The sequence below is a fragment of the Pseudoalteromonas luteoviolacea CPMOR-1 genome (assembly GCF_001625685.1).
GTDB lineage: Bacteria > Pseudomonadota > Gammaproteobacteria > Enterobacterales > Alteromonadaceae > Pseudoalteromonas > Pseudoalteromonas luteoviolacea_K.
Map to the genome: position 1 here is coordinate 274,218 of NZ_AUYC01000084.1, position 13,955 is coordinate 288,172.

A 13,955-nucleotide genomic window follows, 5' to 3' on the forward strand; every position below is an offset into this window, starting at 1 on the left:
TTATTTAGCCTCTAAGTGTTCGCCCAAGCGTGCTACCAGCTGAGTACTTTTATTGGTCGCCATTTGATGCTCTTTTTCCAGTGCTTGAAAATCATGACACAGGTGTAAAGCAGCCATCAAAAGTGCGTTTTGATCTGTACGAACCGTGTCCCTACGTTTCATTTCATCAACGCGAGAATTCAATAATTCTACCGCATCAATGAGTGCTTGCTCTTGTCCCTCAGCACATGAAAACTGGTGGCTTTTACCGAGAAGGGTAACCGCCACCTGGCTTACTTTATCCGTCATTAGCTCGCCTGGTGAGCGCTCTGAAGTTTATCCAGTAAGCTGCTTAGCGTTGTGCTGGTTTCTTTTTGCTTTTCTTCACGTTCTAGTAGTTCTAACTGCAATGTTTCGTTTTCATCAACTAATTTACCATTTTGCTCTTTTAATTGGGTAATTTGCTGCTCTAGCTGCTCATTCTTACCAATCAGTTGATCTACCAGTTGTTCGAGTTGTGGAAGAATATCGTTCATTTTAAATGCGCTCTTATCACTGTGATTTGTCATGCAAATGTAAAGCAAAGCGGGCTTTATTACCAGTATTTGCGTAGCTTTATACTGATTTTTGCGCCGTTTTAAGAGATAATTCTGATAACTTCTTATTTTGTTCATTTGTTATTCATGAAAGTGGTCGGGTTTTGACCATTTTGAATTGAGACGAATTTTCAAAAAAGCCACTATAGTCAGTGAATAAAGGCCATTATGCTCAGTTATAGACATTCTTTTCATGCTGGTAATCCAGCAGACGTTATCAAACACTTAGTTTTAGCTGAAGTGCTCTCTTATATGACGCGTAAAGATAAGCCGTTCGACTATATAGATACGCACTCCGGCGCAGGTTTCTTTGAGTTGTCATCAAGCGATGCGCAAAAAACGCAAGAATTTGAGCAAGGAATAGGCCGATTGATGCACTATGGGGGGGAGAATGAAGCGATCCTCCGTTATATCGACATGGTAAAGAGTTTCAACGATAAAGCGTTGGCTTTTTACCCAGGCTCTCCAAAAGTGGCAGAACAATATCTGCGTAAACAGGATAAAGGCTGGTTTTTTGAACTCCATCCACAAGATTTACCTTTATTGCAAAAAAATACAGCTCATAAGCGCTCTTTGCGGGTCAAAGGGGAGGATGGATTTAAAGGGTTATTAGGGTTAGTGCCGCCTTTGTCACGCCGTGCCGTGGTGCTGATGGATCCGCCTTATGAAATAAAGTCAGACTATCAAAAAGCGGTAAAAACCATTGTAAAGGCGCATAAAAGTTTTACCTCAGGGACTTATATGATTTGGTATCCAGTGGTTGATAGAGATCGTATTGAGCACATGGAAGCTGAGTTGATTGCATCTGGTGTGCGCAATATTCAATTGTTTGAGTTAGCGACATCGGCAGATACTGATGAACGTGGTATGACGGCTTCAGGCATGATCGTGATTAATCCTCCTTATGTACTGAAAAATACCATGGATGCGGTGTTACCAGAGTTAGTCAAAGAGCTTGCAGATGATGATGGCTTTTTCCGCAGTGTTGAGTTGGTCGCGGAATAATTAAAGTTGTGTTCCAACCTGATCTTAACTAAGTTCAGGTTGTATTTTATTTGCTCCACTGGCGAAGATTTCATATGCTGAAGCTATGGATGCCAGTAATGCGTGCAAGAGTGAAGGATGTTAATGAGTAGTGAAACTGCTAAGGTAAAGAAAAACGCCGTTCAGTATATCGCCCGCCAAGCTATTTTAAATAGTGAACTGCAAGTACATGCCTATGAATTACTGTATCGTGACTCACACAATAATGTGTTTCCAAGCGGTGTAAGTGATGGGCTTGCAACGGGGCGTCTGTTCTTTAATTCGTTACTGTTTATTGGTTTAGATAGGCTCGCTGCGGGCGCTTTGGCATTTGTTAATTTTTCAGATGAAACACTCATACAAGAACTTCCTAAGCTACTAAGTCCACAGGGGCTTGTGGTGGAAATTGTTGAGCGCTCACAAGATATCGAGAGTTTGACTGCAACAGTCAGTAAATTACAAAATGTGGGCTATCGTTTTGCACTAGATGACTATGATGGCGATCCACGCTGGCAGCCTCTTTTAGACTTAGTTGACTTCGTGAAGCTGGAAGTCGAACTCCCTATCATCAAAACCACCATGATGGTGAAAAAGCTCAAACGTCAATATCCACACCTGCAAATAGTTGTGGAGCGAATTGAAACGCAAGAGCAATTTAATTTTATCCGCGCGGCAGGGGCTGATTATTTTCAAGGTTTTTTCTTTGCCAAACCTGAGATGCTCAATCATGGCAATGTGGAACCCTCTAAGCTTGCGGTATTTGATTTATTGCGTTGTACTGCGAAAAAGTCTCTCTGCTTCAAAGAGGTACAAGATCGTGTATCGAAAGATTTAAGCTTGACTGCGCGAGTACTCCGGCTGGCCAATGCCAAAGCAGGGGAAGATCGCATTGAGATCCGCTCAATTTCGCAGGCGGTGATATACCTCGGTGAGGATGCTATTCGCCAGTTTGTTAAAGTATTGGCGTTGAGTGAATTGGGCGCAGATAAGCCGACAGAATTGACTAAGCTTGGCTTGAATCGTGCCAAATTCTTGGAGCTTTTTTTGGCTCCTGGTGGTGATGAAATGGCAGAGCAGGGCTATTTAATTGGTCTGATGTCGGTACTTGATGCCATTTTAGATGTGGAGCTTTCTGTGGTCGTAGATGAGTTTTCATTGGATCCTGATTTAAGTAGTGCATTATTAAGTTATAAAGGGTTAATTGGTGGTGCACTTCGCTTGGCAATTGAAGTTGAGCGTAACAATTTAACTGAAGCTGAACTTATCTTAAATGCGATTCGCCCCGCGTCAGAGATACAAGTACTTTTTGACTTAATTATAAAAAGCCGAGCATATGGAGATGAAATGTTTGCTGTAGCAAGGGAAGATGTCGACCAGTAGTCAGCTTACTTGTCGACCTTGTGCACTGACACTAGTAGATTGTTATGTCGAGTGATAGAGATAGGTTTTTCCAATAAGCTTGCTCCTGCTCTAAGTCTGCTGCAAACAGTGAATGTTGTTCAAACCATATGCGTTCAAACGAGAGTTCAACACTCTTATTGGTGACAGAAAAACGATATTTAGGTACTTGACTCTCTTGACGTTTTTGATGGAACAGAATCGCTAAACGCAACAGCGTGAGTAATTTTGAGAATTGCGCAAGAGATTCTTCTTCAATCAGTGCATTGAGATCGACTGCTTTAATTTTTTTGCGATGAAAACGGATCAAGGCCCCAAGTAACTGTTGTTGTTCTTGTGTAAAGCCTGGGAGCTGACTATTACTCACCACATATGCACTGTGTTTATGAATGCCAGAAGAATTGATTGCAATGCCTACCTCGTGTAATTGTACAGCCCAGCGCAGGATCTCTAAATCAAGCTCTTCAAGTTGCCATGTTGTTTTTGCTACATTAAATAGTTGTGCAATGGTTTGACATATATGGTTGGCATGCGGCGTATCAACGGCGTACTGCTCTGCGAATGAGGAAATAGTACGGGCACGAATATCAAATTCATTATTTTGCGCTAATTCATGTAATAACCCTTCCCGCAGTGAAAAGTCACAATACGTCATGTCCGTTATATTGAGCTGATTAAAAGCGCCTATTAGCACAGCAAGCCCGCCAGCAATGCTTGCCAGGCGCTCTGGTGGGAGCGCCTTGAGGTCCATACTTTCTAATGTTTGCGCGTCAACAAAATGATTTCGGATCTGATGTAATGACGTTAAGGTCAGAGTTTTGCTGGTAAATAACTCTTCGTTGATTGCGGTGAGGGTTTTAATGGTACCAGATGTGCCTAAGCAGGTTTGCCAGCCTGCTTTTTGATAGTTAGCGGTAATGGCCTCAATGTTTTGCTCTGCGTGGATAATGGCTTTTTGAAAACGCTTATTAGTGAGCTTTCCATCGGCAAAATACCGTTGATTCATGGTAACGCATCCAATATCACGGCTAGTGAGTAGCTTGTGGTGTTGGTGCTTACCAATGATCATTTCTGTACTACCCCCTCCGATATCTATTACTAGGCGGTTGTGCTCGTCGTGCATGTAATTAGCGACACCTTGATATATTAAGCGAGCTTCTTCTTGTCCAGAAATGACATTGATTTTATATGGAAAAACGGCCTTGGCCTGTTTTAAAACGTGGCGCAAATTTTGACACTTTCTCAATGTATAGGTTGCTGCCACTTCAACGTTCTTTTTATCAAACCCGTTCAGTGTGGCGGCAAACTGAGAAAGCACATGCACAGCGCGTGCAATGGCTTCATCACTGAGGTGATCATTTTGATCAAGCCCAGCCGCCAAATAAACACGTTGCTTTTCTTTGTGTAGTATTTGTAATCGACCATCTACCTCCCTTGCAACCACGAGATGAAAACTATTTGAGCCTAAATCAACGGCTGCAAAAGATGGGTATGTTGTCATGTTAAATCCTACTGCTTTCCCATTTTTTAATGTGATCATAGATGGCGATTTGAGAACGGATCTTCTTTTTATTGCCGCGATTCACATAGTTATTTTTTTGTTCACTATCAATTAAACGCGCTTTCACGCGATCTCGAAATTGTAGTTCTAATGTATCAATGATCAACTGTTTCAATGATTCATCATAAATGGGTACGCCCACTTCGACACGGTGATCTAGGTTACGAGTCATCCAATCGGCCGAAGAAATATAGACCTGTGGCTTACCCCCATTTTCAAACACCATGACACGTGGATGTTCTAAAAAACGATCGACGATACTGATCACGCGAATATTGTCGCTGAACCCTGCAAGGCCGGGAACGAGTGCGCACATACCACGAATGATCATACGAATTTTGACACCAGCCATAGCGGCACTATAGAGTTTTTCGATTAACTCCTTATCGACTAAGTTGTTCACCTTTACTGTGATACGTGCTGTTTTACCTGCGCGCGCGTTGTCGACTTCTTGTTCAATGAGTGAGTATATTTTTTCACGTGCATTGAGAGGAGATATCATTAAATGTTGGAAGTTAAATGGTCGATAGCTGGTTTCGATGAATTTAAAGACATCGTCACATTCATTACAAATCTCTGGGTGCTTGGTGAATAAACTAAAGTCGGTATAGATTCGCGCTGTTTTTTCATGGAAATTACCAGTACCTATGTGTGCATATTTAACAATTTGGCCTTTTTCTTTTCGGTGGATCACACACAGTTTGCTGTGAACTTTCAGTGCAGGTAAGCCAACCATAACTTTGATGCCATACTCACTGAGCATTTTTGCCCACTCAATATTGTTTTGCTCATCAAAACGGGCTTTTAACTCGACCATAACGGTCACTTTTTTACCATTTTTGGCAGCATTGATAAGCGACGCGATCAGCTGAGAGCGACTGGCAACTCGGTAAATATTGATTTTAATCTGAGTTACTTTGGGATCAAACGCTGCTTGGCGCACATATTCCAACATGTGGTTAAACGTGTGGTATGGATAGTAGAGTAAAACATCTTGTTCAGAAATGGCTTTAAAGGCACTCTCGTGTTTATCGAACGCACTGCTTTTTAAAGGGGGCAGTGGTTTGTTTTCTAAATATCCCCTGCCAACATTTGGAAAGGCAATAAAATCTCTAAAGTTGCGATAGCTACCGCCTGGGATCAGGGCGTCTTGATGTGTTACACCTAAGCGTTTTTTCATCACTTTCATAATGCTTTCAGGCATGGCTTCATCGTAGGTGAGGCGCACAGGCTCTGCATATAAACGCTGCTTTAGACCTTTAGACATTTTATCCAGTAAGCCCTCTTCAAGCTCGTCATCTAGGTTATATTCAGCATCCCGAGTCAGCTTTATCTCGTATCCTTCGATGTGTTCAAACGAAAGGAAGTTACTGAAGACTTCGCGCAGGTGATATCTCACGACATCATCAAGCAGCATTAACGTTTTTTGTCGGCGTGTTCTCTCTGGCGGTAAAATAACAAATCTATCTAGCCTATCTGTTGGCAGTTCAAGTAGGGCGTACTGATGTTTGTCATTATCGTTACGCATTTCGACAAACAAGTAGGTCATGGTATCGTTGATCAGATCTGAATAGTCCCTATTTTCTGAGAGTAAAATGGGGGATAGATGCTGTAAAACCTGATCGTTAAAATAATCTCGTAACCACTGTTTATGGAACTCTGACAAGGCTTCTGGTTGCTTTACGTGAATGTTATGGGCATTTAAGTCATTAAAGATTTGATTATGGATGTGGTTAAACTTTTTCCCTAAAGACAATACTTTTTTTTGTATTTGATTCAGTAATGCTTCGTTTTCGTCGAAGTTGGCATCGGGCAGATTGCTGAGCAATATCCGGCGTTTGACATCAGCCACTCTGACACGAAAAAACTCATCAAGGTTGTTAGAGAAAATGCCTAAGAACCTTATACGTTCGATGATTGGGTTATTTTTGTCTTTGGCTTCTTGCAAAACTCGCTCATTAAATGAGAGCCAGCTGAGCTCTTTGGCAAAAAAGCTGATGGCCTTAGGGTCGCTAGATAGTGCGTGCATTTTACATTCCATAGTAACGATAGCTTATTCTAGAGTATGTCCAGAATGTGACACTTATATGACAGTAGGTACAACCGAGCGAAAAAGGAATATGGCAGTGGTAAAACCTTGCTGCCATAAGAGTGTAGAATATTTTTAGTGAATTAATTTAATTAGGATCAAACGTTAATCGGGTTCAACATCCACAATCAGATCACTGGTGATTGCTTCTAGTGCATCTACGACATTTTCTTTATCCATGCCGGGAGGTAAGCTCACGGTGGCAAAAGCACTGAATATGGGCAAGCCCCAGTTAGGTGCGCTTTGCTGTCTAGAATTCAAATGAGTGATATTGGCGCCTTTGTGGCGGATCACAGTTGAAAGTTCTTGGATTATGCCTGGTCGATCATTGCCAGTTATCACCAAGTTGAGTTTTTCAATTTGAGTCTCCGGCTTGCTTTGTTCGCCGTGCTCTATGCGGACTTCAAGTTCTGGTAACGCATGAAGTGCATCTTGCAGTGTTTGCAAGTGCTCTTCAGCCACTTCAACGAGAACAATACCTGCAAATTGGCCAGCTAAATGGCTGAGATTACTAGTTGCCCAGTTACCATGGTGCTGTAAAATTGTGGCAGATATTTCTTCAACGAGACCAGGTCGGTCCTTACCTAAAAGTGTTAATACTAACTGCTTCATATCACATGTCTCTTATTATTAAATGCCTTTTGGCGGTGGTGGAAAAGCGAATTATCGCCTGTTAAGCCTAGTAAATGTGCGGGATTTTTCCAATGAGATGACACTTGCTTTGTAAACAAATGCAAATGAAAACGCGGTGCATTTGAGATACGATTTGCTAATACGTATTAAAAGTTAAAAAAAGGGACACATTCCTCTCGCCTGATGTAACATAACTGTCATCTTGATGAAATATAATGCGCCGCAACTTGATAATAAAAAGGTGTTTTGATGACTTCCAATCCGCAAAAACCGTCCTTCAAAACGGATAGAAGCCGTCTCTTTAAAGACCGCTTTGCCCAATTTGGCATTACCTCGGGTGGGGTGATGGTATTGGTTGCTTTGCTCTTGATCTTCTTCTATTTACTTTATGTCGTACAGCCGATCTTTGAATCAGCAAGTGTGACAAAACGTACTGAATTAGTCCTTCAAAGTGATAAAACGTATTTTGGTCTAGGTATGGAAGAGCAAACTGAAATTGCTTACTTGCTAGATAGCACAGGCCAAGTCGATTTTTACCAGATTAAAGGCGATAAAACCGGAGAGTTACTTAGCTCACTGCCTGTTGACTTAGCGGGTCAGGTAAGCAGTTTTTCACAGAGCGCACCTTTTTTAGGGATATATGCCTACGGCTTAGATAATGGTCAGGTTCAGTTAGTTAAGCCGAGTTTTTTGATCTCATTCCCAGGTAACGAACGTGTGATGAAGCCACGCTTGAGTTATCCGTTAGATGGCGTTCAGCTGGTGGTCGATGAGCAAGCGCAAGCGATCAAGCAGTTTGCATTTAGTCACTATGAAGATAAAACGGCCGTGATCGCACAAACGCAAGATAAGCGCGTTATTTTTGCTTCATTCAGCGCAGAAGAGAATATGTTCTCTGGTGAAATAGAGTGGCAAGTTGAGCGTAGTTTATTACCGATTGAAGGGCGTATTGATGAAATGTTGATATCGCCAGACACGACACGTGTATTTATTCGCTCTGCAAACCAAATTTATGTATTTGATACGCGCTTTGCCGATGAGGTTGAGCAAATTCAGTTGCTTGCCGCAAACGAAGAAAATGCAAACCTTGTTAATATGAGTTTGTTAGCGGGCGCTAACTCACTGATGATCAGCAATGATAATGGTGAAGTATCTCAGTGGTTTGAAGTGAATACAGGTAATGGTCGTCAGTTTGCTAAAATTCGTGCATTTGAGAGTATCGCGGGTGCACAGGTCGATATTTTCAGTGAGTTTTATCGCCGCACTTTCTTTACGACGACCAATACTGGTGAACTGGGTTTGTATTACACAACCAGTGAAGCGCACCTGTGGCAAGGTAAAGTCACTCAAGGTGCGATTGAGCAATTTGCAGTATCACCTCGAGCCAATGCTGCGCTGTTATTGTCTGATAAGACTTTGAGCGTCGTTGAGCTTCACAATGAACACCCTGAAGTGACTTGGTCTGCACTGTGGCAAGAAGTGTGGTATGAAGGTTACCCTGAGCCTGCATATACTTGGCAGTCAACTTCAGCAAGTGATGACTTCGAGTCTAAATTCTCTTTGGTACCAATCTCGTTTGGTACGATCAAAGCAGCGATGTATGCGATGTTATTTGCAGTACCAATTGCGCTGTCAGCAGCCATTTATACCGCTTATTTCATGTCGCCGGAACTACGCCGAGTCGTTAAACCAACCGTCGAAATTATGGAAGCTTTACCAACCGTGATCTTGGGTTTCCTAGCAGGCCTTTGGTTAGCGCCACTGATTGAAGCACATTTACCGGCCATCGTTGCCTTGCTGATATTGTTGCCAATTTCTATCCTTGCGACGGCGTTTGGTTGGACTAAATTACCGAAGCAGATCCGTCATTTGCTGCCAGATGGTTGGCATTCAGTATTACTTATCCCTGTGGTGCTTTTCATCGGTTGGTTGTCTTTTGCAATCAGTGACAGCATTGAAGTGTGGATGTTTGGCGGCAACGTTCGTCAGTATCTAACTAATGAATTAGGCCTCACGTTCGACCAACGTAACTCTTTGGTTGTGGGGATAGCGATGGGCTTTGCGGTTATTCCAACTATTTTCTCTATTGCGGAAGATGCGGTATTCAGCGTGCCAAAGCATTTATCAAACGGCTCCTTAGCATTGGGTGCAACACAGTGGCAGACACTGGTTCGCGTGGTTCTATTGACGGCGAGCCCAGGTATTTTCTCAGCGGTCATGATGGGCTTAGGTCGTGCTGTGGGTGAGACCATGATTGTACTGATGGCAACGGGTAATACGCCAATTATGGATTGGAGTATCTTCCAAGGTATGCGTACGCTTGCCGCAAACATTGCTGTGGAAATGCCGGAGTCAGAAGTGGGTAGTTCTCACTACCGAATTCTATTCTTAGCCGCTTTTGTACTGTTTATTTTTACATTTATCTTTAACACGGTTGCTGAATTTGTTCGCCAGCAGTTGCGTGATAAATACAGCTCGATGTAATGGAGTGATGACATGGTAAGACAATGGTTTAAGTCAGGATCTCCGTGGATCTGGATGACAGGTGGTGCAGTTAGCATCAGTTTAATCTCGGTGATTGGCCTATTGGCAATGATCGCATGGAAAGGGTTGAGCTTCTTTTGGCCAACCGAAGTTGTGCAGTTTGAACTTGAAGGGTCTGTCGCGAAGCAAACGGTGATAGGTGAAATCTACGACCGTGAAATGGTGCCTAAAGAGCGATTAGTCGCTGCAGGGTATGATTTATCGGATTATCAAGACGAGTATGTAGAGCGCCTTCTAGTTAAAACCGGTAACCGTGAGTTTGTTGAGCTAGATTTCCGTTGGATTTTAACGACGGATATTCAAAGCCAATCAGTGCCAGAAGAGATGGCGGTTTTTGAACGTAGTAAAAACGGTAACTTTTATGGTTATGTCGTTCGCGTCATCGAAGATGGTCAGGTGGTCTCGCAAAACCCAGTTGCGCGTTTAGAAGAATTAGTCGAACGCGCCGTAGATTTAAATGAAGAAGCATTAGATCTTCAAAATGGCGATATTGGCCATATTAACTACGAGCTTGAGAGATTGCGTTTAAAGGAGCGTGGTTATCAACTTGATAATGAGCTAACAGCAGACATTAAAGCGGACTTAGAAGCGCAGCGTGCACAGCTTCGTGAAGACTACAAAGTGTTTGAAAAGCGTTTGTTTGAACTGCGTGGTGATGCAAAGCGTGACTATGTAGTTGTACGTGATATGCGTGGTGAAGAAGTGACTTTACCTCTTTATCAAGTACTGGATGTGTGGTTCCCAAATAACATGGGCTTCTTTGCAAAAGTTGGCCATTACTTCTCACAAACGGGTAAATTTATCAGTGATGACCCACGTGAAGCGAATACCGAAGGCGGTGTGTTCCCAGCGATTTTCGGTACTGTTTTCATGGTGATGTTGATGGCGGTGATTGTTACTCCATTTGGTGTGATAGCAGCAATTTACTTACACGAGTATGCAGCGAAAAACGCCGTGACTAAGATGATCCGTATTGCTGTGATTAACTTGGCAGGTGTCCCATCTATTGTATACGGTGTATTTGGTTTAGGGTTCTTTGTGTATATGCTTGGTGGCTCTATTGACCAATTGTTTTACCCAGAAGCTGCGCCAAGTCCAGTATTTGGTACGCCAGGGGTAATTTGGTCAGCACTGACACTGGCTATTTTGACATTACCAGTTGTGATTGTGTCAACAGAGGAAGGTTTGTCACGTATTCCAAGTTCAGTTCGTCATGGTTCATTAGCACTGGGTGCAACAAAAGCGGAGACGCTATGGCGTATTATCGTGCCAATGGCCAGTCCTGCGATCATGACCGGTTTAATTTTAGCGGTTGCGCGCGCAGCCGGTGAGGTTGCACCTCTGATGCTGGTGGGTGTGGTAAAAATGGCACCAACCTTACCACTGGACGGCAACTTCCCTTATATTCATTTAGATCGTAAGTTTATGCACTTAGGTTTCCATATTTATGATGTTGGTTTCCAAAGTCCAAATGTTGAGGCGGCACGTCCATTGGTCTATGCAACCGCTTTCTTACTTGTTACGGTGATCATTGCGCTAAATATTACAGCGATTGGCATTCGTAACCACTTACGCGAAAAATTCAGAGCTCTAGAGCACTAATAGTACAGATTTGAAATAGGTATCCTTTTATGATTACAGTAGCGCCACAAGTAAATAATGCAGATGCTAATACGAAATTAGATCTTGCCAACTTGAGCCCAGAGCAAACCGCTTTAGAGATCAAAGACCTTGACCTTTACTATGGTGATAAACAAGCTCTGAGTAAAATCAACATGTTGATCCCAAAGGGTCAAGTAACCGCGTTTATCGGTCCATCAGGGTGCGGTAAGTCAACGTTGTTACGTTGTATCAATCGGATGAATGACTTAGTTGATACATGTCGCATTGAAGGTGAAATTAACCTTCAAGGGCAAAATATCTATGACAAAAGCGTTGATGTTGCAGCACTGCGACGCAACGTGGGTATGGTATTCCAAAGACCAAACCCTTTCCCTAAGTCTATTTACGAAAATGTTGTTTACGGCCTTCGCCTGCAAGGTATTAAAGACAAGCGTAAACTGGATGAAGTTGTAGAGCGTTCACTGCGTGGTGCAGCACTGTGGGATGAAGTGAAAGATCGTCTTCACGACAGTGCATTTGGTCTCTCGGGCGGTCAGCAACAACGTCTTGTTATTGCCCGTTCAATTGCGATTGAGCCTGAAGTATTACTGCTGGATGAGCCAACCTCGGCACTAGACCCGATTTCTACGCTGGTTATCGAAGAACTCATCAATGATTTAAAAGATAAGTATACTGTTGTTATTGTTACGCATAACATGCAACAAGCTGCACGTGTATCTGATCAAACAGCCTTCATGTATATGGGCGAACTTATTGAGTACTCAGATACCAATACACTATTTACAACACCGACGAAGAAGAAAACTGAAGACTATATCACTGGCCGTTACGGTTAATTTATAACAGTGTGGTTGCCCATATACTGGGCAACTTGTTGGGGTTGTTATTAAAGGTAGGGTTTTAGATGGAACACAATATTAATAAGCATATTTCTGGCCGCTTTAATGAAGAGCTAGAAAACGTAAGAAATCACGTACTAAGTATGGGTGGACTGGTTGAGCAGCAGCTGAATCTTGCACTAGATGCTGTGAGCACAAGCAATGCGGACAAAGCACGCAAAGTTAGTGAGAATGATTACAAAGTTAATGCGATGGAAGTGAACATTGATGAAGAGTGTACGCGTATTATCGCTAAAAGACAGCCAGCAGCCAGTGACTTAAGATTGGTCGTGGCCATTGCTAAAACCATTGCTGACTTAGAGCGTATAGGTGATGAAGCAGAACGCATCGCAAAAGTCGCGCTTGATTCTTTCACCAAAGATCAACAACACCTGTTGGTGAACGTAGAAAACATGGGCCGCCTGGTGTCTAAAATGTTGCATGACGTGTTGGATTCTTTTGCACGCATGGATGCACAACGTGCATTTGAAGTGCACAAAGAAGATGCCAAAGTAGACAGAGAATATGAGGCAATTACTCGCCAAATCATGACTTACATGATGGAAGATCCGCGCTCTATCCCAAAAATTATGGACTTAGTTTGGTCAGTTCGTTCATTAGAGCGTATTGGTGATCGCTGTCAAAACATTGCGGAATATGTCATTTATTTTGTAAACGGTAAAGATATTCGCCATACCTCTCAAGAAGATATCGAAAAGACTTTATAGATTTACAAGGGATTAATCGGAATAAATCGAACGATTAATCCCAAGTTCATGATAAAAATCGTTCACAATTTCGGTTAATGCTGTAAACTTGGCCTCTGCACATGCATATTATTATGATTTAAGGGTCAGTTATGCCTAGTAATGCGTTTTTAGGAGTCTTTGCAAAATCTCCTATTAAGCCGATTGAAGAGCACATTAAGATAGTGCATCAAGCCAGTGAAAGCTTGATCCCGTTCTTTGAACATGTCTTCAAAGGGGAGTGGACTGAAGCGGATGCACTTCGCGTTAATATTCGTAACCTAGAACGTGAAGCAGATGCGCTTAAGCGAGAAGTACGTCTTCAGCTGCCTCGCGGTCTATTTATGCCAGTTGAACGGACTGATTTACTGGAACTTATTACCCATCAAGACAAAATCGCCAATAAAGCCAAAGATATCGCAGGTCGAGTCGTTGGCCGTGAAATGGTGATCCCCGAATCTATTCAAAATGAGTTTGTTGCGTATTTAAGCCGTTGTGTAGACGCGACAAAACAGGCCTCAAAAGCGATTAACGAACTGGATGAACTGTTAGAAACAGGCTTCAGAGGTCGTGAAGTTGTATTAGTCGAAAAAATGTTGAGTGAGCTTGACGCCATTGAGCAAGATACCGATGACATGCAAATTAGAATTCGCCAAGAACTTCGTCAAGTTGAAGCTGATCTTAACCCGGTTGATGTGATGTTTTTATACAAAATCATCGAATGGGTAGGGGAGTTAGCTGATATCGCTGAACGTGTTGGTGCTCGCCTCGAGGTAATGTTAGCACGCTGATTTTTATCAGCGATAGTTTATAAAGAAGTACACCGTTGTTACTCTCAAAGCTAGACTAGAGAGCGGCGGTGTTGTGTTTGTTTAATAGCTATTT

At 42.6% G+C, this 13,955-nt stretch carries 12 protein-coding genes; 7 read left to right on the forward strand and 5 right to left on the reverse strand.

Annotated elements, in window-relative coordinates; translation table 11 throughout:
* Together N473_RS24345 and N473_RS24350 are read right to left on the reverse strand one after the other, a co-directional pair.
* A complete protein-coding gene (locus N473_RS24345; RefSeq protein WP_063370205.1) occupies positions 1-288 on the reverse strand; it encodes a cell division protein ZapA in 288 nt (95 codons plus the stop codon).
* Positions 288-515, reverse strand: a complete 228-nt coding sequence (locus N473_RS24350; protein WP_063370206.1) for a hypothetical protein — start codon at positions 513-515, stop codon at positions 288-290. Before N473_RS24350 ends, N473_RS24345 begins: the two co-directional genes overlap by 1 nt.
* Positions 516-743: 228 nt before the next feature.
* Here N473_RS24350 and N473_RS24355 point away from each other — a divergent pair, with 228 nt between their 5' ends.
* Positions 744-1,580 (forward strand): 23S rRNA (adenine(2030)-N(6))-methyltransferase RlmJ, encoded by an 837-nt coding sequence (locus tag N473_RS24355; RefSeq protein ID WP_063370207.1) that lies wholly within the window; start codon positions 744-746, stop codon positions 1,578-1,580.
* 117 nt (positions 1,581-1,697) lie between these two features.
* Positions 1,698-2,978, forward strand: coding sequence for an EAL and HDOD domain-containing protein (locus N473_RS24360; RefSeq protein ID WP_063370208.1), 1,281 nt, complete (start codon positions 1,698-1,700; stop codon positions 2,976-2,978).
* Positions 2,979-3,009: 31 nt separating this feature from the next.
* On the opposite strand, the gene N473_RS24365 is transcribed toward N473_RS24360, so the two are convergent.
* The 3 genes from N473_RS24365 to N473_RS24375 all read right to left on the reverse strand — a co-directional run bounded on the left by N473_RS24365 (position 3,010) and on the right by N473_RS24375 (position 7,258).
* Positions 3,010-4,497: a hypothetical protein gene (locus N473_RS24365; protein ID WP_063370209.1), complete on the reverse strand. Its 1,488-nt coding sequence runs from the start codon at positions 4,495-4,497 to the stop codon at positions 3,010-3,012.
* A gap of 1 nt (position 4,498) precedes the next feature.
* Positions 4,499-6,586: a polyphosphate kinase 1 gene (gene ppk1 / locus N473_RS24370; protein ID WP_063370210.1), complete on the reverse strand. Its 2,088-nt coding sequence runs from the start codon at positions 6,584-6,586 to the stop codon at positions 4,499-4,501.
* A 165-nt stretch (positions 6,587-6,751) separates the two neighbouring features.
* On the reverse strand, positions 6,752-7,258 hold the full coding sequence (locus N473_RS24375; RefSeq protein WP_039608303.1) for a glycine cleavage system protein R: 507 nt from the start codon (positions 7,256-7,258) through the stop codon (positions 6,752-6,754).
* A gap of 270 nt (positions 7,259-7,528) precedes the next feature.
* Here N473_RS24375 and N473_RS24380 point away from each other — a divergent pair, with 270 nt between their 5' ends.
* The 5 genes from N473_RS24380 to N473_RS24400 all read left to right on the forward strand — a co-directional run bounded on the left by N473_RS24380 (position 7,529) and on the right by N473_RS24400 (position 13,861).
* On the forward strand, positions 7,529-9,763 hold the full coding sequence (locus tag N473_RS24380; protein WP_063370211.1) for an ABC transporter permease subunit: 2,235 nt from the start codon (positions 7,529-7,531) through the stop codon (positions 9,761-9,763).
* A gap of 12 nt (positions 9,764-9,775) precedes the next feature.
* Positions 9,776-11,425 (forward strand): phosphate ABC transporter permease PstA, encoded by a 1,650-nt coding sequence (gene pstA, locus N473_RS24385; RefSeq protein ID WP_063370212.1) that lies wholly within the window; start codon positions 9,776-9,778, stop codon positions 11,423-11,425.
* A gap of 29 nt (positions 11,426-11,454) precedes the next feature.
* Entirely contained in the window at positions 11,455-12,282 is an 828-nt protein-coding gene (gene pstB, locus N473_RS24390) for a phosphate ABC transporter ATP-binding protein PstB (RefSeq protein ID WP_039608306.1), read from the forward strand.
* A gap of 68 nt (positions 12,283-12,350) precedes the next feature.
* A complete protein-coding gene (gene phoU / locus N473_RS24395) occupies positions 12,351-13,052 on the forward strand; it encodes a phosphate signaling complex protein PhoU (protein ID WP_046355639.1) in 702 nt (233 codons plus the stop codon).
* A gap of 131 nt (positions 13,053-13,183) precedes the next feature.
* On the forward strand, positions 13,184-13,861 hold the full coding sequence (locus N473_RS24400) for a TIGR00153 family protein (protein ID WP_039608308.1): 678 nt from the start codon (positions 13,184-13,186) through the stop codon (positions 13,859-13,861).
* Positions 13,862-13,955: the final 94 nt, after the last annotated feature.